Source organism: Candidatus Methanoperedens sp., from assembly GCA_027460535.1.
Lineage (GTDB): Archaea > Halobacteriota > Methanosarcinia > Methanosarcinales > Methanoperedenaceae > Methanoperedens.
This window is the reverse complement of record JAPZAR010000018.1, coordinates 1-24893: the sequence shown is the minus strand read 5'-3', so window position 1 is coordinate 24893 and position 24893 is coordinate 1. Positions and strand designations below refer to the sequence as shown.

Here is a 24893-nt window from a genome sequence, read left to right as displayed (position 1 = left end):
AAATAATAAAAATATTTAAAAATGATATAAGTAATAGAATCTTTTTATTCTACCTTTTCCCCAAACGCGAATTTTCGCATTACTTTGGTGACTTTGATCTTGACTTTGTCGCCGACTTTCGTCTGCGGTACAAAGATTACAAAACCTTCCACTCTTGCGATCCCGTCGCCTTCTTTTGCTATTGCCTCTATCGATACGTCGTAGGTTTCCCCGGCCGTTACCGGAGCACTTTTCTCCTGATCTCCAACCAAAATTACACATCCTTAACTTTTGATTGCCGTCTGTCTGGAAAGGTTCGCAGGGATGGATAAAGACTGCTTTCCATAACTGCTGCTTTAAGCCCGTGCCACAACAGCTTCAATCTATTGAATTAATACTTTTACAGAATATAAATCTTTTGCTTTGAAAAAAGAAGCAGTATCCCAATCTAAACTGATCTTTTTAGGAAGGTTTTCAGTATCTTCTCATAAACCACAATTGAAACCCAGGTTTTTGCTAAACCGAGGTTCAGTAGCATGCTCTTACATACCATTTGTATTGTCCAGAAATCTTTGACTTTGTATACCGACGTAGGAAAACGAAACAAATACTGCAAAAGAATTCAAAAGTGGTGACCTGATCAAGTCTAAACATTCAGGATTCTGCAATGTGCTCCATGGCGATGAAGCCTTCAGGTTGTGAATTTTTAGCAGGCGGGATCACGATATACAGGAAAATGTTGAGACGGAGCGACTCACCACAAAATCGCTTTAGTTTTTTAAAGGCATTTTCTTGTGGAGAAGCGTGTACCATTTGTACTGAATCAACACAAGGATCAGAAGAACTAACGGGAGCGAATATTGGCAAGCAATATCCATATACTGAGGCAGGACTCCCTCAAGTTCCATATACTCCGTTATAAAATGAAAGCTTAACAGCGCCACCATTATTATTGTAAGTTTGAAATCGTATTTCAAGAAAGAGCTGTCCAGGAATACCTTCGCCTTAAGTGTGCTCAGATCTAACTTTTTCCAGCATGCCAAATTTCTCAATGAGAGATAGATCGCTATGGCTGCAATTGTCAAGGAAAAAAATATAAAATAGATTTCAATCACAAATAATATAAATATATTTACTTGACTTAAGTTTTTCTGAAATAAATACCACACCTTCGAATTCATTATCGAAAAACGTATCTACTCATAACCCTAAATGGACATAATGGAGGTTACATGACTAACATTCTATATGTCCAGACAAGTGGTGTCGATACACCTGAACGCCTTTATTCCCCTTTTATCCTGGCACAGACCGCGAAAGCAATGGGGATAGATGCCACCATATATTTCCTGGGTATGGGGATCACTGTTGTGAAAAAAGGGAATGCAGAAAAGGTAAAGATAGGGAAATTTCCGTCTCTTAAAGAGGTAATGGACCAGACTGTGAAAGCAGGAGTAAAGCTCATGGTGTGCGAGCAAAGCACGCAGTTAATAAACCTTGGGAGAGGAGATTTTATTCCCGCGGCAGAGATCGTGGGCGCTGCAACGCTCAATGACCTTGTGCTGGAAGCTGACGGAGCGATGTGGTTTTAAGAGTATTCTTATGAATATCCAGTGGAAATGCTCCATGTGCGGCTACCAGTTCGAAGGGAGCGCATCACCTCCCGAGAGGTGCCCCAGCTGTAATGAGGCGTGCGCTTTTATTGATGCGACCTGCTATATACCAGAATGCGAAGGACCAGAGGGCAGGGACAGGCGGATATAAAAAGGAAAATTGAGTGAAAAAATGAGACAGGTTTACATGGATCACGGTTCAGCTTCACCCGTTGATGCGCGGGTGCTTGAAGCCATGTTGCCATATTTTGATAAAGATATCGGGAACCCTTCCTCCCTCCATTCTTCCGGGAGGAAAGCCAAGCGAGAACTTGAAGGAGCCAGGCAAAAAGTTGCAGATTTGATAAACGCGCCAAACCCGAAGAGCCTCGTTTTCACTTCGTGCGCCACGGAATCTAATAATCTTGCGTTGAGGGGCGCAGCGTTGCGGTATAAAGACAAGGGAAATCATATAATTACCACCTCTATCGAGCACATGTCTGTAATGAATACCTTGAAAGACCTGCAGAGAAGCGGATTTGAGGTGACCTATGTCCCCATTGACAAAGATGGACTGGTGAACGCTGAACAAGTAAAGAATGCAATAACAGACAAAACCATTCTCATCTCTGTAATGTACGCTAACGGAGAAATAGGAACCGTGCAGCCGGTCAGGGAAATAGGTGAGATCGCATCTGATAAGAAAATATTATTCCATGTGGATGGGACAGCTGCAGTTGGAAAGGTCCCTATTGATGCTGAAAAGGAGCATATCGATCTCTTAACCATTTCATCAAATGATATGCACGGTCCGAAAGGCGCGGGAGCCCTGTATATCAAGCAGGGTGTAAGGCTCATGCCTTTTATGCTTGGAGGTGGGCAGGAATTCGGGATGAGAAGCGGCTCTGAGAACATCCCCGGAATTGTTGGGATGGGGAAAGCTTCGGAGCTTGCCCAGAAGGAAATGGTAGAGGAAGGTGAACGACTTATAAAACTACGTGACAGGTTGATAGATAATATCCTTAAAATGGAATATACATATCTCACAGGTCACAGGACAAAGAGACTTCCAAACAATGCGAGTTTTCGCTTCAGTTTCATCGAAGGCGAGAGCATCATATTGCAGCTCAACGATCTGGGAATAACAGCAAGCACAGGTTCGGCATGTTCCTCGAAAACGCTTGAGCCGTCGCATGTGCTTATTGCCACGGGATTAAGGCACGAGGAGGCGCACGGCTCGCTTCTGCTAACACTCGGCAGGTCTAATACGGAAGAAGATGTTGATTATGTTATTGACTCAGTGCCTAAAATAGTTGCTAAACTCAGGGCATTATCGCCGCTTTATCATAAAAAATAAATAGGGGAATCAAAATAAAAAAACCGCAGATAAACGCAGATGAACGCAGATTTGTTGCGGCGTTCATCCGCGTTCGATATAATCACTAAACCAGGTGAAATAATGGCAGAACAATTCGAATATTCAGAAAAGGTAATGGATCATTTCAGGAATCCCCGGAATGTGGGTGAGATTAAAGATGCGGACGGTGTAGGAAGGGTCGGGAATCCCGTATGCGGGGATCTGATGGAGATCCAGATAAAGGTCGAGAATAATATCCTGAAAGACGTGAAATTCAAGACGTTCGGCTGCGGCTCTGCGATCGCTACGAGCAGCATGATAACAGAAATGGCGATCGGAAAAACGCTTGAAGAGGCGCTCAAGATCACCCGCGGTGATGTGGCAGCGGAGCTTGACGGTCTTCCCCCGATCAAGATGCACTGCTCGAACCTCGCTGCAGATGCCCTTCATGCCGCCATCCAGGATTACATGAACAAAAAGGAAGAGCGTGCCAAGATCGAGGGAGAGAAATATGATTTTGACGTGATAGTCGTGGGAGGCGGCCCGGGAGGGCTGACCACAGGGATATTGTGTGCGTACAGGGGCCTCAAAACCGCCATCTTCGAAGCCTCCAACTGGGGCGGGATACTCTCATGGCTATGTCCTAACAAGATGATCGAGAACTTCCCCGGGCTTTGTGAGAAATCAACATGCCAGGACCTTGTCAACCAGTGGGTGAATGAAGCCAAGAAATTGAAGGTGGAATTAAAAAAAGAACGTGTGAATGAGATCACTCAGGACAGGAAGATCATTGCGGAAAGCGGTGAATACAAGGGAAAGATAATAGTTCTGGCCACAGGCAGCTCTCCGGCAGCAGGTGGCATAAAGGGTGAAGAGAAATTCGGCAAGGGCGAGCGCGGAGTATATTATTACGTAACAAATCCCGAGAAATTCACAGGAAAAAGGGTTCTTATCGTGGGCGGGGGCAACTCGGCCGTCGATGCAGCTTTGAGCCTGGCTGATACTGCCGACCTCATTACTATAGCGCACGGGAAAGATGAGTTAAGAGCAGATCCCTACAAGATCGAGCGCATGAAAGCTATCGATAAAATCAAGGTTTTGTACAATACTGAGGTTCAGGAAATTGCAGGAACAGACAAGGTCGAAAAAGTCATAATGAAGGATCTGAAGGAAGATGAAACCATCCAGCAGGTAGTTGACGCGGTTGTTCTGGCCGTGGGCATGACACCGAACACAGAGATATTCAAGAAGCTCGGCCTTGAAATGGATGTGAAAGGATACCTGAAGACCGATAAGACGCAGAAGACCAATATCGATGGAGTATACGCAGTCGGCGACATAGCCTCTGACCTCCAGCTCGTAGTGGTCGCGGTGGCGCATGGTGCCACGGTGGCGCATAACGCATACATTGAATTAAGAAAACCTTATTGGCGTTAAGGATTGAAATCACAGTAAAAATAATCTTTGCGAAATTTGCGACCTCTGCGGTGAACGGAGCAAAGAACGCAAAGAGCGCAAAGTGTTGATAAATGGGGAAATAATATGGCAAAAGTGGCAATAATATACGATTCTGCAACGCATAATACCGAGGCGATGGCAAAAGCGATAGCAGAAGGAATAAAGTCAGAAAAAGTGGATGTGAATCTATCGCATGTCCATGAGGCGAAGATAGAGGATATTAGAAACGTTGATGGTGTGGTTCTTGGTTCTGGTACTTACCACCATGAAATAATGCCGGCCCTTGAGGTTTTCCTGGATCAGGCAAAAGATGTGGGTTTGAAAGGCAAAGTTGGAGCAGCCTTCTGTTCTTATGGCTGGTCCCCCGAAGTCGTAGACCTGATCACGAACAGGTTGAAGGGTTATGGAATGGAGACTTTAGAAGGGCTTCTGATACATGAAAAGCCTGATGAGGCAGGGTTAGAGAAGTGCAGGGAGTTTGGGAAGAGAATTGCGATGAAGGTGAAAGGGCGTTAGAAAAAATGCGGGCAGAAATTAAAGGCTGCGGGGCATCCATTGGAGAAAGAGTGACAAATGAAATTAGTGAAAGGTTTGGAGAAAAAAAGAAAAGAAGCATTTTAGAAATCAAACCTGAACATTTTGGTAACCAGCATCGAAATCTGAGTGGAAAGGTCGATGAAATTTTATATAATTATGAAGATAGCGACCTTTGATAAGGATTTTTTGGGGAGGAGTGAGGTTGTGGGTGGGTGAAAATACTGGTCGCTGTTCGAGAGCGACGGGGTGAGGCAGAAGAGATTTGCGGATTTTATGTGGGGAATTAAGTCCACGTGTATTTATTGGGTTTAGAACACGGATTTGACGGATTTACACGGATTATTTATTGTCCGTGCGGCAAGTAACAATATATAATATCAACAAGAATTAAATAGACCTTACTAAAATCTAAGATATGATGGTTGGAGGCAGTAATGCAAAAAGAGGCAAAAGCGCGCATTAAGATCAATAAACTCCTTGAACAGTCGGGTTGGAGGTTTTTTGATGATGAAAAAGGAAAAGCCAATATCGTTTTAGAGAATAATGTCAAAATCACCAGAAAAAACCTTGATGAATTTGGGAATGATTTTGAAAAAACAGAAAATGGATTTACAGATTTTCTTCTTCTAAATGAAAAGGGCTTCCCATTTGTAATAGTAGAGGCAAAATCTGAAGATAAAAATCCTCTTGATGGGAAAGAGCAGGCAAGGAAATACGCGCAATCGCAAAATGTGAGATTCGTGATACTCTCAAATGGCAATTTGCATTATTTCTGGGATTTAGAGCGTGGAAATCCCAGTGTTATCACAAAATTCCCAACATTAGAATCGCTTTATCATACAGCTTCTTTTGCGCCCAATCCTTCAACTCTTGTAAGCGAAATAGTTGGAGAGGATTACATTACCCGAATCCAGAACCCTCTTTTTGATAAAGACCCGCGCTGGAATAATGACAAAACAAGAGCAGACTACATACATGAATCCGGACTGAAATTCTTAAGACCGTATCAGTTGGATGCGGTTCATGCTTTGCAGGAATCTGTAGAAGATGGGAACGACAGGTTCCTTTTTGAAATGGCGACAGGAACAGGAAAGACTCTGATTTCAGCCGCGGTTATCAAACTGTTTTTAAGATCAGGTAATGCAAAGAGGGTGCTTTTTCTTGTTGACCGATTAGAACTTGAAGACCAAGCGAAGAAAAATTTTATTAAATGGCTAAAAAATGATTACAAAGTTATAATTTATAAAGAAAATAAGGACGATTGGCGAAAAGCTGAGATTGTCGTTTCCACCGTCCAGAGCCTTTCTTTTGACAATAAATATCAGAGGCTTTTTTCACCCACGGATTTTGACCTATTGATTTCGGATGAAGCCCACCGCTCGATCGGATGGAACAGCAGGGCTGTTTTTGAGTATTTTGTTGGCTATAAGCTCGGTCTTACTGCCACACCTAAAGATTATCTGAAGTATTTAGACCCTGATAAAGTAAGTAAGAAAGACCCGCGCGAATGGGAACGAAGACAGCTTAGGGACACCTATATCACATTTGGCTGCGAGAGCGGGAATCCGACTTTTCGCTACAGTCTTATTGACGCTGTGAGGGATGGATATCTTGTGAACCCAGTTGCTGTTGATGCGCGAACCGAAATCACCACACAGTTACTTTCAGAAAAAGGTTACTCTATCATCGTAGAAAATACTGAAGGAATAAAAGAAGAGCAGATATATTTTCATAAGGATTTTGAGAACAAATTTCTCTCTGAAGAAACAAACAAAATATTCTGCAAGACTTTCATTGAAAATGCTCTCAGAGATCCAATAAGTGGAGAGATTGGCAAAACCATTGTTTTTTGCGTAAGCCAGAACCATGCCTCAAAAATAACACAGGTAATGAATGAGTTTGCAGATAAATTATATCCTGGAAAATATAATTCAGATTTTGCTCTTCAGATAACGTCAAACGTTCAGGATGCGCAGCAATTTACTATCAATTTTACCGATACAAGTAATAACCTATCCGGCAATTCGCGGTTTCTGGAAGGTTATAAAACGAGCAAAACAAGGGTATGCGTAACCGTTGGAATGATGACGACAGGCTATGACTGCCAGGATATTTTGAATATATGCTTGATGCGCCCTATATTTTCACCAACGGATTTTATCCAGATAAAAGGAAGGGGTACAAGAAAGTATGATTTTGCATTTTCCATGAAAAATGGGCACGATAACGAAATCATAAAGAAAGCTAAAGAAAAATTCAAGCTTTTTGATTTTTTTGCGAATTGCGAGTACTTTGAAGAGAAATATAATTATAATGAAGTTTTGAAATTGCCTCCAAGGACTACATATACAGGAGGCGGTGAGGGTGAGGAAAGGACAAGTGAATATGAGAATCTCAGTTTCGACCCTCTAACAAGCCTTGAGGAATACGCTATCGGCATGGATGGAATGAAAATAGACCGTATGTTCTTTGATAAATTCGAGAATACTGTGAGGAATAATATCTTCATAAAAGAGAATATTGAAAAAGAAAATTTCGATGCCATTGAAGAATATATAAAAAGTAAGATTTTTGAAAAACCTGAAGAATTCTATAATCTTGAGAAGTTGAGAAAATCGTTGAGAATTGACCGCCGCCTGAGTTTGCGGGAGATCATAGAGAAGATATTTGGAAGGATTACTGTATTTAAGACGAAAGAGGAATTGCTTGATGAGGAAGTTGAGAGATTCATATCTATTTATAAACCGGAAAGCAGGGAAGTACCGCTCATAAGGAATTTTATAAAAGCATATATTATAGACCATGAAGTGAGGGATATTATGGAATCAAAAGAATTCGGGCGTTTTGCGACAAATTCCCAGTTTTCGATGGAGGAGTTCCGGGAAGTGAGAAAGTGGTGTGAGATGATACCTGAGTATGTGAAAGATTATGTTTCTCTCTATAAGTTCGTGTGATGGTTATGAATGAGCATAATGTTTGTAATTATTTCTGCAAATTATTAAACGAAGGTTAAAAAATGTTAGATCAGGAAACAAAAAGAAAAATCGATAACGCCCGCGATATCCTTGTAGGAAAAGTGCCAGACCCGAAATCACAGGTCGAGCAAATAACAATCGCGCTCATCTACAAGTTCATGGACGACATGGATAAAGAATCGCAGGAGCTCGGAGGTAAAGCAGCATTCTTCACCGGAGAATTCGAGAAATTCACATGGTCGCGCATTTTTGACCCGCGTCTGGGAGGATTTGAACTCATAGCACTATACAGCGAAGCCATCGCCAAAATGAACCATAACGAGAATATCCCGCAGCTTTTCAGAGATATTTTCAAGAATGCCTTCCTTCCATACCGCGATCCAGAAACGTTGAAAAGCTTTTTAAAAGAAATAAACGAGTTCAAATATGACCATAGCGAGAAACTGGGGGATGCTTTTGAATATCTCCTGTCAGTGCTTGGCTCGCAGGGTGATGCGGGACAGTTCAGGACACCACGGCATATTATTGATTTCATAGTCGAAGTGGTTGACCCGAAGAAAAATGAGACAATCCTTGACCCGGCCTGTGCTACAGCCGGATTCTTGATTTCCTCATACAAGCACATCCTCAAGCAGAATACGAAGGAGAGAAAAGGGGATTGTTTGACCATGGATGAGCGCAAAAGATTGATGAACAGCCTTGTAGGTTATGACATTTCTCCTGATATGGTGAGGCTTTCGCTTGTGAATATGTATCTGCACGGTTTCCAGACCCCGAAAATTTACGAATACGATACGCTCACGAGCGAGGAGAAATGGAACGAGACCTATGACGTGATTCTGGCAAATCCGCCTTTTATGACGCCGAAGGGCGGAATCCGTCCGCATAAACGCTTCTCAGTCCAGGCGAACCGTTCGGAAGTCCTGTTCGTGGATTATATCATGGAACATCTTACCATAAACGGAAGGGCGGGAGTTATCGTGCCTGAGGGAATCATTTTCCAGTCTGCGAATGCATATAAAGCGCTTCGCAAACTGCTTGTGGAAAGCGGTTATCTTTTCGCGGTTGTATCTTTACCACAAGGAGTTTTCCAGCCGTATTCAGGGGTTAAGACAAGTATTTTGCTGATGGATAAAAGCCTGGCTAAAAGGGCGCAGGACGTTCTTTTTGTGAAAATTGAAAATGAGGGATTTGACCTTGGCGCGCAGAGAAGAGCGATTGATAAGAATGATTTTCCAAGAGCGCTTGATGTGATTTTAAGATATAAGAAGAGTTTGCAAGAAGGGAAGGAATGTGAGTTTAGTGAGGATGAAAGCAAATTAGCTCACAGGGTTTTAAAGACAAAAATCGCTGGAATTGGGGATTATTACTTATCGGGAGATAGGTACAGGGATACTGTGGTTCATTCGCATAAAGATTGGCCGATGGTGGAATTGGGGGAGGTGACATTCTTTAAAAGAGGTCCTTTTGGCGGTTCTCTTAAGAAAGAAATTTTTGTAAAGGACGGTTATAAAGTTTATGAACAAAAACACGCAATAAATAATAATTTTGAAATTGGAGATTATTATATTGATGAAGCCAAATACAATGAAATGATCGGCTTTGCAATAAAGCCAAACGACATTATAATTAGTTGTTCAGGGACTATGGGGAAAGTTGCGATTGTTCCTGAAAGTGCAAAAAAGGGTATTATTAATCAAGCACTTTTAAAAATCACACCTCAATTTGAAAAAATTTTGCCTATCTATTTAAAATTAATTCTTGAAGAAGAAAATATTCAACAAAAGTATTTTAGAAATACTTCTGGTGCAGCTATTCAAAATGTTGTCTCTGTAAAAGAACTCAAACAAATTAAAATCCCCCTCCCGCCCCTGTCAGTCCAGCAGGAGATTGTGGCTGAGATCGAGGGCTACCAGAAGATAATAGATGGGGCGCGGCAGGTGGTGGAGAACTATAAGCCGAGGATTAAGGTGGATGAGGGATGGGAGGTGGTGGATTTAGGGGATGCTTGTGAAATAGAAACTGGGAAACTTGATGCTAATGCAGCAGAAAGAGATGGAATATATCCTTTTTTTACATGCTCAAAAACAGAAATATTCAGGATAAACAGTTATGCATTTGATTGTGAAGCCCTTTTATTAAGTGGGAATAATGCGTCTGGGGATTTTGATGTTAAATATTGTAAAGGTAAATTTAATGCGTATCAGAGAACTTATATAATAACTATTAAAGACAAATTTAAGACTAAGTTAACCTATCCTTTATTAAATTATTATTTGCAAAATAGTCTATTATCTCTAAAGCAACAATCAATAGGCGGGTTAACTAGATATTTAACGAAAAATATGATAACCTCTATAAAAATAAGTATTCCTGCAATAGAAATACAAAAGGAAATCGTTGCCCGAATTGAAGAGGAGCAGAAATTGGTCGATGCGAATAAGAAACTGATCGAGCTTTTCGAGGGGAAGATAAAGGCGAAGATTGCTGAGGTATGGGGATAAATGTTTTCCGAAATTGACTCAGAATTACATTTTATTAGCTATCAGAAATATGTCCGAATGGAGAAGTAAAAATGCAAAATCTAAGAGAAATAAAATTGAACCTTGAGAAAAATTTCAAAGAGAGGGATGAAGAAATCGCTGGAGCATTATTGAGCATTTTATCTGGAGAAAATATACTGTTCCTGGGACCTCCTGGAACAGCAAAAAGTCTCTTAGCACTCAAGTTATGCGAATCCATTGATGGGGGAAATTTCTTTTACTATCTCTTGACAAGATTTACAACCCCAGATGAGATTTTTGGACCGTTATCTATCAAGTCCCTTCAAGAAGATGAATTCAAAAGGAAAATAGAGGGATACATTCCAACCAGCCATATATGCTTCTTAGATGAGATATTCAAAGCAAATAGCTCCATTCTTAACAGTCTGCTAACACTATTAAACGAGAGAAAATTCCATAATGGAAGAGAACTTATTGACACGCCTCTTCTGACGGTTTTTGCAGCGTCCAACGAACTTCCTGAAGAGGATGAGAGTTTAGAGGCATTATATGACAGATTCCTATTTCGATATTCTATGGGATACATTCAGGATGAAACTAATTTCAGAGATTTATTGCTTGGTGACACTGAAAAGATGAACATTCAGAGCAAAATAACTATCCGATTTATCAACGAGATTCAAACAAAGGCAAATGAGGCTAAAATAGAAGAAGATGTTCTTGATGCACTTTTAGCGCTGAGGAAAAATCTTCGATCCATGAATCACCATATTTCCGATAGAAGATGGAAAAAAATGCTGAAAGCATTAAAAATCGCTTCTGTTAGTATTGGAAGAGAATCTGTAGACAGAACCATGGTTCCATTACTCCAGCATATGACGTGGGATAAACCTGAACAAAAAGATGCAATAAGGCATTTATTAATCGATTTAACAATATCTGGGGGGGTAAGCCTTGATAAATTAATGAAGGACGCTGAGGAACTCAAATCACTAACTGAAAAATCAAGAGATTACACATTCCCAAAAACAATTGAGACCCAGGACGAGAAGAAAGAATTCAACAGTTGGAGAGAACTTGAAGAATACGTATCAAAAAACCCTGATGAAACATATAATAATCCATACTCCGACAAAAATAAACATGAATACAATATACGTAGATTTTATTTTAATGACTTGATAAAAGAATTAAAAGAAAACCACTCCTGGAATTTCGGCTCCACAATACCAGAACCACAACTAAAACGTTATAAAAAAGAAATGAATGAAATAAAAGAGCAATTTGAAACAGTCAAAGAAAAAATATTCAGCGAAAGAGAACGCTTGAAACAGCTAATGGAAACAAACATATGGCTAAGTCATAAGGATAGACATGACATTATGATGAATTACGATGATAAAATAAAAACGGTGCACAAAGTAGAGGAGACGTTAAAAAGAATAGAAAATGGTATCACCGTAAATGAAGTAAAAATCGAAATTCCTATTATAAAGCCAGTGCACAGAAATTCCGGGTTCTGATGTTAGGAGTGGTTAACATTGCCTGAAGAAACCACGGATGAAATCGATACACCCGAATGGTCAGTTCGTTCTCTACTGGCAGAAGAAGAAATGCACACATTTATCGCCACGCCAAGAGAAATCCCACGGAGAATGAGGGAGGAAATATCTGAAATTGTAATCAGAGAATTGATAAATGCTGCTCCAATCGAAATTAAAGATCTTCCGAAATTCGTTGAGAGATACGGTGCTTTTTATTCAATTCTATCAACGATAAAAAATTCTCTCCTGTGGACAGAGATAAAGGAATTGGCTGGTCAAAACAAAATCACCGCTATTCTGGCAGCAAAAGCAGTTCTTAACCAAATATTCGACCTTATGGAGAACTTCATAAAATATCAAAAGGAAATGGAAGACAAAACGGATAATGTTTTAAAAAAACTACTTGAGGAATTCAGCAAAATTGTAGAAGAAACATTGAAACTTTGGGGAAGAAGAACAGAGGGCATACCACCAGAAGGAGAAATCCTATCCTCATACTTCAACGACTTCCATGCAAAAGAAAAATCTGGAGAAATGTTAAACGAGATAGTTCAAATCGGATTTATTAATCAAATATCACAGGAAATAGAAAAAATTAGAGAAGAGCTTGAAACCATAGAACTACTTTATCTTCTGTTCCCCGGACGGCTTTGGGATTATTCGCTAGTTGATCTACATAGAGAATACTTAGAACATATTACACAATATTCGCGCATATTAGAACACAGCAGAGAAATAAAGAAAATGATAGAACTATTGGGCAGAATCGAACTAGAATACGGTTCAAAGAGGCTTACAATAACTAACTTTGGATCTTCAGAAGTATTCTCCGTTGGAATATCAAAAGACATTCAACACATACTCCCAATAGAGTTGGTCAAACTTAAGGATAATATTCTGAAAAACGTATTTTTCGCTAATTATAGTGAAGGAAAACTCTTAACATATCAGTTAAGGGGAAAATACTGGGCTGGTGGTCCCCCTAAGAAAAGGAAACGTGGACCTGTTGTAGCTTTAGTGGATACTTCTGGCTCGATGCACGGAGAGCCAGAAATATTAGCGAAAGCTCTTATGCTTTCAATTGTGAGAATAATGCTTAAAAAAGATCGTGATGTAAAGGTAATCTTATTCTCATCAACAAACCAAACCCATGAAATAGAATTAACAAACAAGACAAAAATGGCATCGGAATTCCTCAATTTTATGAGTATGAGTTTTGGGGGTGGAACAGACTTCAACACAGCACTCGCTTCTGGAATCAACGTTACAGAAGAAAAGAAATGGAAAAGTGCTGACTTATTATTTATTACAGATGGGCTTTCTCAAATAAGCGAAGAAATGCTTATCCAAAAGTGGAATCAATTAAAGAATGAAAATGATGCGAGAATATTCACGATAATAATAGGTAATAATACTGCTGGGGGATTAGAAAAAGTATCAGACCATACATATATTCTTGCAAACGGTGACAATTGGAAGATTTCTGAAAGCCCTACAAATATAATAAAAGTTATTTCAAACAATTAAATATTTAGGATGTCAACAGCGGTCAAATGCAAATCGCTGCCCGAATGGAAGATGAACAGAAAATAGTTAATCGAAAAAGAAATAATCAAGCACTATTTCATCAACCCAAACAATCTTGCTCGCAAGTACATCCTCCCCTTCTTGCTGTCACACCTGCGGGAAAGAAGAGGAGGACGGCGGCGCGGTATTTTGATTGATATTGAAACATAGGTAAAATAATGGTAGAGATATGCGATTCCCTGGTAACAAATCTGCGTTCATCTGCGTTCATCTGCGGTTTGTATTATATGTGTGACCTGGCAGGCTTTGGTTTTGAGGAATGAGGATGCTTCGGGAACGTATCGGCGCCGTGATTTAAATAGTTATAACCCAATACAAACCCCACCGATACCTGCGCCTGTTATACTCCCGCCTGAAGATGCTGCACATGAGCGAAGAACATATATTAGCAAAAACAAATTATAGAGTATTCATGATACAATATGAAAAAGAACTAACAGAATATTTCAGCAGCAAAGATAGCATAAAACTTGCTTATCTTTTTGGGTCAACGGTCAGGGGCGATACAGGTAGATTGAGCGATGTTGATATTGGAGTCCTGCTGGATGAAAAATTGTCTAAAAAAGACCGCTTCGATCTGGAATTAAAATTAATTAGTGAAATAGCGGTTTTAATTAAGAAAAATAAAATAGATCTGGTTGTTTTAAACGATGCGCCTCTGCTTTTGGCACATAATATTATAAAAGATGGAATTATTTTAAAATCCAATGAGATAGATAGAGTAAAGTTTGAAACAAAAATCCTTTCTATGTATATGGATCAAAAATATTACATAAATAGGCATACGGAAGAAACCCTGAAAAGGATTGCCGAGGTTGGTTTCACGTGAATGATGAGATTGCATCCAAACTTGAACAGCTTAAAGAATATGTCAGCATATTAAAAGGCACATTTATCTATTTTATATAGATCACATCTTTTAAATGTTCAAAATGAGGATCGCCGCTGACTACTTTGTGGCCCAATCTTTTCTGCTGAGCGATGATAAGAGCATCTATCATACCAAAGCCTTTTCTGGTTTTTCGAAGCTCACTTCGAATGGCTGCAGCTTCCAGCCAATCCTGAGTCAAGATACACTGGATATTGGAAACTTTCCTTATGATTGTATATAGCTCCTCAAAATCCATGTTTTCCCTGATAGCCCAACCTTTTATCTCCGCGAGGCAGCATTCAGGAGTGATGATGATATTGTTCTCATCTTCTATTATTTTTTTAACTTTCTCCCCGTTTTTTGAACCTGTGAAATATTCAATCCAGGCATAGGTATCTATCAGGTACACCATATCACCAGAGGTCTTCATGTTCGGTTTCTTCCCTTTCAAACGGCTTTTTCCCCTTCGCTATACCAAATCCGCTTACTTTTTCTTTTCTTAAAATATCTATATCGATAATATCCTTTTCAGATAATCCCAGTTCAGTGATTTTGTCTTTTGGGATGATTATTCCGAGGGAATTACCCCATTTTTTAACCTCTACGGCAGCATGGCACATAAGAATAACAATGCATTTACACACATATAAGTTATACGTTATCGTATAACCTATCTCTGGGCTTAATATTGAGCCGATCTACTAATTTTTTTGAGAAATGGATTTTATAAGTGTCATCTACGATTATTTCTTCCATACTGTTCACAGCATCATATTTTTAGGAATATATCTATGATTTCTTTATATATAGATTGATAGGTTCTTTTGATAAATTTTTATTTTCAATCTCCACAATACAACCTAAATCCGCACTCTTCACAAGCTTTCTCATCCTTCGTCCTCTCAAACCCATGTTCATAATCATGTGCTATCGACTTTGCGATCTCAATCATATCAATAATAGCATTCCCATCAAGCCCTTCCATCCGTGAACTGCCCGCGCTCTCAAACTTCCCATCCTTTAGTTCAAAAGTCCTGGGATTGGGAAGACCGAGCTGTTCCAGAGTGAGTCTTTTCACCCTGTATTTTGGATAAACATGCTCTATACCCCGGGCATACAGCAAAAGCTGTCGGGAGCGCTCAGCAGGTCCAGGTTCAGATTTCCCTGTCTTGTAATCGATGATTTCGATCTCATCCTTTGTCCCGGGGATTAGATCCACCCGGTCAATAAACCCCTTGAAAGTAAAACCTCCAAGCTGTACAGCGAATCTCTGCTCAACCATCAGGTTATTTGCCATTCTATTTTTGTTCCGCTCCCAGAATACATCGAGCGCTGCAGTTGCAGTTTCAATGTCAACGCCCCTGAAATCAGGTTCTTTTGCGACTGTATCTCTTATCTCATACAACCTTTCTTTTGTGGCAATCTTTTCACTCACTGCTATCTCAAGCACCTTATGAACAAAATTCCCCCTTCTCATGGCTCCGGTAGAATCTTCGGAATCGCGTGCAGGCATCCTGAGAAGCTCCGCGAGTTCATACTGGCGCGGGCATCGCTCATAGGTACTTATTGAGGAATAGCTAAAAGTCATACTTGCGGGATTGAATTTCAATCCGTTCTTCTTTTCCTTTATCTTCGCTAAAATCCTGTCAGCATCATCGGTAGGGTCTATTTTTGGCCAGCTGGAATCAATAAGCTCCTTAAAATCCGGCGTACCCTCGACCTTCAGAGCCTGATACAGCAGCGCATTTTTCATGATTTCATTAAAATCTCCTGAATCAAGCGACTCTATAAGAAGCCTCTTACGCATTGCCTTTTCCCGTTCAAGCGCGCTATCCTTTATCATCTCCCTGACTTTGGTATCGGTATCCCTGAAATAATTGAGATCCCCGACTTTGATGTTCCCCCCGGCTCTCCAGTTGTTGTATCCAATATCCGTGAGGAACTCGGAGGGCTCTCTTTCATCCTCTGTGTATCTGGTCGCCAGTGTCAGGAAAAGATGTTCTTTTGCTCTTGTTAGCGCTACATATGCAAGCCGCCTCTCCTCTTCCTTTTTTATTTCCCTTTTCCGCTCCCTGACTGCTTTCTCAATATCTTTGATGGATTTATCCTCAAAGATATCCCTGTACTGATCCATCAGTTCAGGAGGAACCAGCGGCTCTGCGCCCCCCCGGTATAGAGGGAATTTATCTTTTGCAAGGTTCGTGAGAAATACCACGCTGAATTCAAGCCCCTTTGCAGCATGTACGGTCATGAGGTTTATGGCATCCTCATCCGCTATTCTTGCAGGCGGCGGGTTACCGTCCATCTCATCAAGTATCTCAAGATAATCTATGAACAGGCTCAGGTCTTTTCCATGGAACTCCTCAAAATTACTGGCCAATTCATGAAGCTGCCTGAGGTTCAAAAGCGCTTCCCTGCTGCGCTTTGTGTCAGTGTGGGCGAATTGCCTTGAGAGACCTGACAGGTCATAGACCTCAAGGATCAGGTCTGATACATCAAGGTTCTTCTTGCCGCAAAGCGAATCTATCCTCTTTTTAACGTTGCTTATGGTCTCAAGACCGCTCTTTGAAAGTCCGAGTTCTCCAATATGGTGATAAATGGCTTCCTGGAACGAGACCCATTTTTTCTTGAGGTATTCTCCTATCCTGATGGAATCTTCCTGGCTCAATGCATTATTGTAATGGAATATCCTCCACCATGCCTCTGTCCCGCGGGCTGCGGGATGGGAGATATTGTTGATCACATACAAATAAGCCAGCGCAGTCTTTATCTCAGGCTGCTTCAGGAAATCGGTATCGTCTTTGACCCGGAAAGGCAAACCCCTGTTTTCAAGAGCCTGCCTCACCTTTCGTCCCTGGGCGTGAGTCCTATATAATACGGCGATCTCTTTTGGAGGAATACCCTGTGCCAGGAAAAACTCAATCTTCTCCACTATGGCTCTTGCTTCTTCGTTATCGTCCTCTGTTTCAATGATACGGACGTTCTCACCTTCAATATCTTTGTGGTTTTTTAGAAGCTGGCAATCTTTCTTTTTTTCCTCTCTATAGTTCTTTTCGATCAGAGTGTGGGCGACTCTGAGAATCTTATTAGTCGACCTGAAGCTGACATCCAGAGATACGATGTCTTTGTCTGAAAGGGTGAATTGCTTTTTGAACTCATCGATATTATTGGTATATGCTCCGCGGAATGCATAGATGGCCTGGTTTGGATCTGCCACCACTGTTATGTTATTATCCGCCGCTGTGAGCTTCTTGATCAGCTCGAACTGGACATAGTTGGTATCCTGAAATTCATCAATGATGATGTAGCGGAATGTGTCGTTCAACTCCTGCGTGCCGTACACATCAAGATACCAGAGTGCAATCTTATTAAGGTCGCCGTAATCCAGTGCGCCTATAGCTGATTTCTTTTCTTCATATTTCTCCCATGCTGATATGAAGTTTGAATATTTCTGGTATTCTTCATAGAGGTCTATGAATTCAGAATATCGTTTTTTCTCTGCCTGTTTTGCCTTCTTATCTTCTTTGTCTTTGTATTCCTGAAGATGGAAGGTATTGAGCTTGAATTTGGATTGGCGATATAGTTCCTTCCACTTGCTCTCATCTTTTTCGATATCCTGAACTTGTTTTTTAAGCTTTTCAAGAAATTCTTTGAATTTGTCCATTGAAATATTCAGGTCTTTGGATTTTCCGATCGTATTCGCGTACAGGCTGGCGGTCCTTGCATCTGTCCCGAGTTCCCTGAATATGAAAATGGCTGAATCAATTTCCTCGAATATCTTGAAATCGCCGGGAACTTTGCATCTGTCAGCATTATCCCTGATGAGCTCGGCGCAGAATGAGTGGAAAGTTTTAACGATCACTTCCTTTCCCTGAAGGAGTTTCTCGACTTTTTCGCGCATGTTCCTTGCGGCTTCTTTGGAGAAGGTAAGGGCTAGTATCTGGGAGGGGTCGATGCCTTCCTTTTCGACCATGTTCGCGATCTTGGCTGTGATGGTCGTGGTCTTGCCTGTACCTGCGCCTGCGAGGATCAGTTGGGGACCCTGGGTGTGTTTGATGGCTTCGAGCTGGCGCGGTTTTAGGGAGGAGAGGAGGGAGTTTAACAAATATACATCACCGTTTTAATAGGGTTACAGAATACGTCCTGAATAATAATACTTTGCAAGAAATATTTTTATTTTGTGGATTATTTTCCAAGCTTATTTTCGACCCATTCAACAAGCCGCATCCTTTAGCATTTCTTGTGCTTCAGTTTGCTTGATCAGCCTGTCTTCACCTACAGCGGCGTTCTTCAATGACATGATCCTTCTTGCTTGTTTCAGCTTTGATTCGATTTCAGATCTCTCAAAGACTGCCCAGAAGCTCTATTGCCTGCATATGATCCGCTCCACCATGGCGAAAATTTAGCACGAATCGCATCAACATTCTCATCTGCCAGGACGTTCACGAAACGGCCTCAGCGACCGGATATACCACATCTGCACGTAAAGCCCGCGCTGCAAATGCAAGAGCCGCTCTTATTGACTCTTCCATTAGTCGGGGATGGGCTTCCAGTATCTGTTCCACTGTTTCGCCTGCAGAAAGCTTCTCCAGGATCATCTCAACTGTAATGCGGGTTCCTTCGATGACCGGTTTGCCCATCATCACTTTGGGGTCAGATATGATCAATCTTTTTTGCATTCTTGCCTCCTTGACAATAGGGATATAGGATATTCGATATGCATGGTATACTCACTTATCAGATTGGTGGATTCTTATTTATATGATTATGCACAAAGGTTATATTCACTCGCGGATGTAGTGAACGCTGGATTTTAAAATGTAGTCATGTCCCTCTTCGATATAAAAGAAAGGCGCCCACAATTTATAACTCTTTAAATATTAATCCTCCGGCGCCGATATGTTCCCGAAGCAACCTCTCGTTCTATGAAAGGCTACAACCTGCGTAAATTGAATACCCTGCATTTTCTGTGGAGATGAGCAGGGAAGCATGGCGACCTTCTCAGGAAATAAAAGAAGCCGCAGATAAAGGCGGTGTAAAGCGCCACACATTTATCACTTCAAAAATATTAATCCCTCGGCGCCAATGTACCTCCTGGCAACCACCCCACCTCAAACCCCCCGCCGCCCGGCCCGAATCGGCCTGCTTAGTTGGGCGACAGCGCTGCTATAGATTCAAGATGGCTGGCGAGAGAAAGAGGGTGATGGGGCTGCTGGATTTGAAGGGCTATGGTCTTATTTTGATTGGAGACCCTGTTCGCCGCGAATTTTTGGCAAAAGACCAGATTGACCAAATATTATTTGATCAATTCCATCTCAATATCTTCCTTGAATGCGTATCCATCCTTTTCCCTGAGTTCGTTGATTATTTCTACAATCTCCGACCTCTTAATTCGTTCTTTCATTTTGCATGCAAGCAGCACTTCGGGAATATTATACACCTTCAAGCCCTCTTTTCTTGCGGCTGCCTCAGCGTCCCTATCTTCTATAAAAGCTATCATGTCCTCTCCAGAAGCGATTACGCTGAGTTCGCCTGCCCCAAGCTTGGGATATTTTTTCTGCAAATTTGAGTAATCACCCGATTCCATTAGCACGATATTTCCATTTTGAATTTCATTAATGAGCGGCTTTATCAGATGCCTGCACCTTGTTAGCTCTTCGTATACCTCTGTGGTAATGCTAACCCTTCCAAGTCTGGATATTATATACAAACGGTCGATTTTCAGAAGAGAGCTTACGAAACCGGTATCAGCTATAATATTTCTGCTAATTCTTTTGCCCTTTTCTTCAGTTCTTTGAGAGATACAGGTCCCCTCCTAATCTCCACATTATTCTTAATTAAAAGCTCTTTCATTTCTTCATACGATATGTCCGCTATTTCACTTGCCTTCCCAAGACTGATTTTGCCATCTTTATATAGTTCTACGGCAAGTCTTTCCTTTAGCTCCTTATTGGCGTCCAGATACATTTTAAGAGCACTGTGCAGTATTTCCCCTTTATCATAACCAAGTTTTGAAGTTGCTTCCAGCAAATCTGTTTCAAAATCTAACATATATAATTCCCTTGATCAAAGGTATTAATTTCTGATAATATACATATTATTTTCCCTGTAAATGAACATGTCGGCGTGTATCAGAATCTTATTAATATATTATTATTCACCTGTTAACTATCAATCTTAGTTTGAGACGTTTAATAAGAAAGGAGCATATCAGGTTCAAAATGTCGACTTGGAGACATATATTACTTCAAAAATATTAATTCCCCGGCGCCGATAAGCCCACGCCCCCCGCATCTATATATTAATGTTATTATTTATACATTTGTACAATTGTACACTCATTCTGGTTTACAATCGCTCTTTTGCTCTCTTGCTTTTTTGTACATTTGTACAATCTTTATCTAATCCTCTTATCCTTTCTCTCTCTTTCTTTCACACCACAGACAGCACACACACACGCACACACACAAAAAAACCGTAACGGAATATCTTGGGGCATAAGAATTGATTGACCAATTATTATGGCTGATTTTGGTAATCAAATTTAAATATTAAGAAAGAACAGATTGTTCGCTGTATGAATTATATAGATTCTCTATCTAAAAGCTTTGAAAAAGGTGAGTTAGATAAAATTTTTTATTTTTTATGTGGTTATTTTTTGGTTGGTTATATAATTTTATTTGTCACATACGAGCAGAACTTTATTAGTTTAGATTTAGTTACTCGAATTTTATTATCCATTGGAGTTAGCATTCCTATAACGACTGCTTCTATAGTTTTTCTGGAGAAAAGGGTTGGTAATAAGGATTACACAAAAGGTTACCTCCATCAACATGCAATAGAAATATCTTCTTTATCTAATACTGTTATTCCAAGTTTTATGCTTTTTTATATCTTGAAAAAAAATACATTTAATTATGATAACTCTATTTCTCCATTTATTGCGTTAGGACTTATTACGTTTCAATTATTAATCAGTTGGATAGTAGGGAATTTCCCAACAATAATAAAATTGGAAGAGCCTCCACAAAAATTTGACGACGAAATCAAAGCAGAGCTAGAAGTGTTAAAAGCTAAAGTTGACGAGATGTTAAAACTCAAAGCTGAGAATGAAAAACTCAAGAGCGAGATAGAAGCATTAAACAGCTCCCATAAATGACGAGTTACAATACTTTTGCTATTTTTTAAATATAAAAAAAAAATTCCAATAGAATAAAAGAATATTTATTGAATAAATAAAAAATATTATAAATGTGATCAATACACAAAGTAATAAACGTTTTAAGACCAATCCTTAGGGATATATTGCACATTGGAATAACTACCAACATCAATTGAAACGATTTCTTAATGCCAAAAATGTAAGTACCTATCCCAAAAAAATAGTTTGCGAAGACCATATTTTAAGGGATAGGCAAAGATTATATTGTATTGATACGTATTTAATATTGCGAAGACCATATATGAATAATAATCTACAAGACCTTACTCACATTCGATTATTGTAAACTCTGAATTTGCATTAAGACAGCAGAATTTAAAACCTGTATTTACGTACATTTCGTACACAGAAAGACCTTATACCGATAGTGAAATTGACGAATTAATAAGCCAGCAATTAGAACGTGATAACAAAGCTGGATTACCAGATAAGAAGATTAAACATCATGGTAAATTGTATCTAAAATTCTTGAGAGAACATAGCAAAAAGATAGAGGTTAAGAAGGATTATCCAATAGACCTTCATAATATTGAAAGAATTATCATAACTCCAATGGGTAAAGGGTATATATCAACTGCTTTTATTGATTTTGCTAAAGCCAATTCGATAGCAATATACTGGATTGACAGCAAGGGTAAAGTTGATGCAAGCTTTTTACCGTTCAATTTTAAAAGACCATCATTGATTATAAAACAAGTGGAATCAAGGATTAACGGTAAAGCATTGGAGATAACCAAATATTTGATAAAATTAAAATTGGAATCCCAAGACATGAAAGATTATATCCCTAAACTTAACAAGGCACGGGATATAAAAGAGATTATGCAAGTAGAAGCCGGTGCATCAAATATCTACTTTAAACAATGGATGTTTAATAAAGAATGGGATTGGAAAGGCAGAAAAAGCATCCGGTAATAAAAATGCACTTGATCCGGTAAATGCAATATTGAATTTGGGTTATTCTCTGTTGGCTCAAAGAATGAGTGAACTATTATTAAAACGTGGTTTTGAGTTAAGTATTGGCTTTATGGATCAGAATGAAGCACAAAAGCCTTACTGGAATATTCTGGTTTATGACTTCATAGAGCCTTATCGTGTATGGATTGATAAACAGGTTATTGAGATGATTTTAGGATTAAGAATAAAACCCACTGATTTCACTTTTACAGATGATAAAATGAGCATGACATTCAAGGATAATGCTTTTGATATTGCTTTGAATGAATTTATGTTTGTACTTAATCCGCTTGAATATAAAAGCCTTCCAATGATACGGGAAATTGAAAATATGCCTTAGTTTAAAAATTAAAGAATAGGTAAATCTAACGGTCATTTAACATTAAACATGTATGGAGTTAGAGCTAAACGGCTCTATCTCTACCTCTCATCTATAACCAAAATAAATAGTTTTATATTGTATTAAAATTAATTAAACTCTGGCGGTACTATGGCGAAACATGATTTTAAAATATTAATAATAATAGCAACCTTGATCTTATCAATTATTGCTTCCGGTTGCGTAGGTGGTCAGGATGTTACTTCAGCGTTCAAAGCTTTGCCTGAAGTACAACAATTTATGAAAGAGCATCCAGATGCTAAAATAACAGTTACATATTGGTCAAAAGATGATGTAGCACAATCATCTCAAGAAATTAGCCAACAATGTGATAAGCCTATAACGCCCATAAATATGTATAAAGCGACAGTAAGTGAAGGAAATTTAAAGGTTGTATCGTGGATTAACGCTGAAAATCAGATAGTAATCTGTTCTACAACAACAGGCAGTGGTGAGGCATCATCAGAAACAACACCAAAATCTGGGACTCAATCAAATGATTTAAAAATAATTAACTTACATGCTGAACAAATTATTCTTACTGACACTGAGATAAAAGAACTAGTAGGAACTGACTTAACGAAAAAGGGACAAAGAATCATTCCAGAGACAATACAAAACCATGTATTAAGTGGTATTTATGCAGAATATGGTAACCCTAATATTTCAATCTGGCTCTATGTATCTCCTACTATAGACGCAGCAAATGGTGTCTCTCAATCATTAGCTTCAGAATCACAAAAGAATTTTAAAGTAATTGTCAATAGAGTAGATATAGGGGATACTGAGGGTGAACTATATTCTATTGTTGGTTCGCAAAACGAAAAAACGACCGTAGTGGCAGGAGGATCGTATATAATATTTAGAAAAAATAATATTATAGTTCTGGTGGTATCGACTCCAGATGTTAAAATTGAAACTCTTTTATTATTAGCGAAAAAACAGGAAGAAAAAATATCAAATATACTTGATGTAATTTCCACAACTGGGGGCAGTAGCAGCCCGCAAATAACAAATCCAACACCTAATCCAATACAAACACAGACTTCAACTTCCATAGCAGCTCCGACAGTGAGTATATCCATAGCGAACAACCCTGACACAACAAGCCCTGACATGAAAATACAACATAAAGGCGGAGATACATTGAAAGCAGGTGACTGGAAGTTATCAATTGTTCCTGTTGGAAATTCGCCATGGTTTAATAATCAAGGTAGTGATTTTGCTGTTGGAAATCAGATAATAATAACCACTACGTCAGAAGGTCTGCCGTTATCGTCTGGGGGTAAGTATGATGTTAAACTCGTTCACATACCATCCAACACCATGTTGCTTGACACGGTTGTAGAAGTCAGGTAGGTTAATCCTACCTTAGCCCATCCCATCAACGCGGGCTTCGGGAGTTCGAGCTCTAATGGAATATTGCTGCTCCGGGGATGGCGCCGGGAGTATAGAGTTATAAGGCGCAGTAGAAAAGTGCTATGAAGAGCGAGACTATAAATCTGCGTTCATCAATGCCGAAACCCTGCGGGTTCTCAGACCGAAAACTACGCTTCTCGACTTGGTATACACGCATGCCTGCGGCATGCGTGGGTGCGCCCTCCCGAGGCGCGACTCGGGAGGCTCGTGACTCTGGGCGCCTTCATCTGCGGTTTTTTATTTTCAGGAAATCAGGCTTCGGCTCTTGTTGAATATTGCTGCTTCGGGAACATATCGGCGCCGGGAAATTAATAATTACAGAGTTATAAATATTCGGAGCAATAGAAGAGTGTTATGAAAAGCGAGACTATAAATCTGCGTTTATCTGCGTTCGTATATACAACATCCATGCGAGAAATATAAAAACGTTCTTGCACCTACATAAAAGTAGGTCGAGAGGGTAACAAACATTGCGTTTGGGATCCGTTCCCGTAGATTAACCTGTTGCCCTC

23 protein-coding genes and 1 pseudogene are annotated in these 24893 nt (G+C 39.8%); 16 read left to right on the top strand and 8 right to left on the bottom strand.

Annotated features, from left to right (window positions below):
* Positions 1–44 precede the first annotated feature (44 nt).
* Together O8C65_07840 and O8C65_07835 are read right to left on the bottom strand one after the other, a co-directional pair.
* Entirely contained in the window at positions 45–251 is a 207-nt protein-coding gene (locus tag O8C65_07840) for a TRAM domain-containing protein (GenBank protein ID MCZ7356828.1), read from the bottom strand.
* Between the two features lie 498 nt (positions 252–749).
* Complete coding sequence (locus tag O8C65_07835; protein MCZ7356827.1) at positions 750–1064, bottom strand: hypothetical protein; 315 nt, start codon at positions 1062–1064, stop codon at positions 750–752.
* 147 nt (positions 1065–1211) lie between these two features.
* Between O8C65_07835 and O8C65_07830 the strand changes: the two genes are divergently transcribed.
* The 12 genes and pseudogenes from O8C65_07830 (at position 1212) to O8C65_07775 (ending at position 14362) form a co-directional block, all read left to right on the top strand.
* Positions 1212–1571, top strand: a complete 360-nt coding sequence (locus O8C65_07830) for a DsrE family protein (protein ID MCZ7356826.1) — start codon at positions 1212–1214, stop codon at positions 1569–1571.
* 10 nt (positions 1572–1581) lie between these two features.
* A complete protein-coding gene (locus tag O8C65_07825; protein ID MCZ7356825.1) occupies positions 1582–1743 on the top strand; it encodes a hypothetical protein in 162 nt (53 codons plus the stop codon).
* A gap of 21 nt (positions 1744–1764) precedes the next feature.
* On the top strand, positions 1765–2928 hold the full coding sequence (locus tag O8C65_07820) for a cysteine desulfurase family protein (GenBank protein MCZ7356824.1): 1164 nt from the start codon (positions 1765–1767) through the stop codon (positions 2926–2928).
* A gap of 102 nt (positions 2929–3030) precedes the next feature.
* Positions 3031–3408: pseudogene (gene nifU, locus O8C65_07815) on the top strand (Fe-S cluster assembly scaffold protein NifU).
* On the top strand, positions 3397–4365 hold the full coding sequence (locus tag O8C65_07810) for an NAD(P)/FAD-dependent oxidoreductase (GenBank protein MCZ7356823.1): 969 nt from the start codon (positions 3397–3399) through the stop codon (positions 4363–4365). Before nifU ends, O8C65_07810 begins: the two are co-directional and overlap by 12 nt.
* A gap of 105 nt (positions 4366–4470) precedes the next feature.
* Positions 4471–4902, top strand: coding sequence for a flavodoxin domain-containing protein (locus O8C65_07805; protein ID MCZ7356822.1), 432 nt, complete (start codon positions 4471–4473; stop codon positions 4900–4902).
* A gap of 5 nt (positions 4903–4907) precedes the next feature.
* Positions 4908–5099, top strand: a complete 192-nt coding sequence (locus O8C65_07800; protein MCZ7356821.1) for a hypothetical protein — start codon at positions 4908–4910, stop codon at positions 5097–5099.
* A 258-nt stretch (positions 5100–5357) separates the two neighbouring features.
* Entirely contained in the window at positions 5358–7877 is a 2520-nt protein-coding gene (locus O8C65_07795; protein MCZ7356820.1) for a DEAD/DEAH box helicase family protein, read from the top strand.
* A gap of 62 nt (positions 7878–7939) precedes the next feature.
* Positions 7940–10402, top strand: a complete 2463-nt coding sequence (locus tag O8C65_07790) for an N-6 DNA methylase (GenBank protein MCZ7356819.1) — start codon at positions 7940–7942, stop codon at positions 10400–10402.
* Positions 10403–10473: 71 nt separating this feature from the next.
* The gene (locus O8C65_07785) at positions 10474–11925 is read left to right on the top strand and encodes an AAA family ATPase (protein MCZ7356818.1); all 1452 of its coding nucleotides are present in this window, start codon (positions 10474–10476) and stop codon (positions 11923–11925) included.
* An 18-nt stretch (positions 11926–11943) separates the two neighbouring features.
* Positions 11944–13473, top strand: a complete 1530-nt coding sequence (locus O8C65_07780) for a VWA domain-containing protein (GenBank protein MCZ7356817.1) — start codon at positions 11944–11946, stop codon at positions 13471–13473.
* Between the two features lie 427 nt (positions 13474–13900).
* Positions 13901–14362, top strand: a complete 462-nt coding sequence (locus O8C65_07775) for a nucleotidyltransferase domain-containing protein (protein ID MCZ7356816.1) — start codon at positions 13901–13903, stop codon at positions 14360–14362.
* A gap of 67 nt (positions 14363–14429) precedes the next feature.
* On the opposite strand, the gene O8C65_07770 is transcribed toward O8C65_07775, so the two are convergent.
* The 6 genes from O8C65_07770 to O8C65_07745 all read right to left on the bottom strand — a co-directional run bounded on the left by O8C65_07770 (position 14430) and on the right by O8C65_07745 (position 20455).
* The gene (locus O8C65_07770; protein MCZ7356815.1) at positions 14430–14855 is read right to left on the bottom strand and encodes a PIN domain-containing protein; all 426 of its coding nucleotides are present in this window, start codon (positions 14853–14855) and stop codon (positions 14430–14432) included.
* Positions 14818–15024, bottom strand: coding sequence for a hypothetical protein (locus tag O8C65_07765; protein MCZ7356814.1), 207 nt, complete (start codon positions 15022–15024; stop codon positions 14818–14820). Before O8C65_07765 ends, O8C65_07770 begins: the two co-directional genes overlap by 38 nt.
* A gap of 221 nt (positions 15025–15245) precedes the next feature.
* A complete protein-coding gene (locus O8C65_07760; protein ID MCZ7356813.1) occupies positions 15246–18509 on the bottom strand; it encodes an ATP-dependent DNA helicase in 3264 nt (1087 codons plus the stop codon).
* A 337-nt stretch (positions 18510–18846) separates the two neighbouring features.
* Positions 18847–19083 carry a DUF433 domain-containing protein gene (locus O8C65_07755; protein MCZ7356812.1) on the bottom strand — a complete coding sequence of 79 codons (237 nt, stop codon included), beginning with the start codon at positions 19081–19083 and terminating at the stop codon, positions 18847–18849.
* Positions 19084–19700: 617 nt separating this feature from the next.
* The gene (locus tag O8C65_07750) at positions 19701–20114 is read right to left on the bottom strand and encodes a hypothetical protein (GenBank protein MCZ7356811.1); all 414 of its coding nucleotides are present in this window, start codon (positions 20112–20114) and stop codon (positions 19701–19703) included.
* A gap of 41 nt (positions 20115–20155) precedes the next feature.
* A complete protein-coding gene (locus O8C65_07745; GenBank protein ID MCZ7356810.1) occupies positions 20156–20455 on the bottom strand; it encodes a UPF0175 family protein in 300 nt (99 codons plus the stop codon).
* A 526-nt stretch (positions 20456–20981) separates the two neighbouring features.
* Here O8C65_07745 and O8C65_07740 point away from each other — a divergent pair.
* From O8C65_07740 to O8C65_07725, 4 genes are all read left to right on the top strand, one after another.
* A complete protein-coding gene (locus tag O8C65_07740) occupies positions 20982–21563 on the top strand; it encodes a hypothetical protein (GenBank protein MCZ7356809.1) in 582 nt (193 codons plus the stop codon).
* A 531-nt stretch (positions 21564–22094) separates the two neighbouring features.
* A complete protein-coding gene (locus O8C65_07735; protein ID MCZ7356808.1) occupies positions 22095–22541 on the top strand; it encodes a CRISPR-associated endonuclease Cas1 in 447 nt (148 codons plus the stop codon).
* Entirely contained in the window at positions 22465–22923 is a 459-nt protein-coding gene (locus tag O8C65_07730) for a CRISPR-associated endonuclease Cas1 (protein MCZ7356807.1), read from the top strand. The genes O8C65_07735 and O8C65_07730 overlap by 77 nt, the downstream gene beginning before the upstream one ends.
* A gap of 150 nt (positions 22924–23073) precedes the next feature.
* Positions 23074–24321, top strand: a complete 1248-nt coding sequence (locus O8C65_07725; GenBank protein MCZ7356806.1) for a hypothetical protein — start codon at positions 23074–23076, stop codon at positions 24319–24321.
* The last annotated feature ends 572 nt before the right edge of the window (positions 24322–24893 follow it).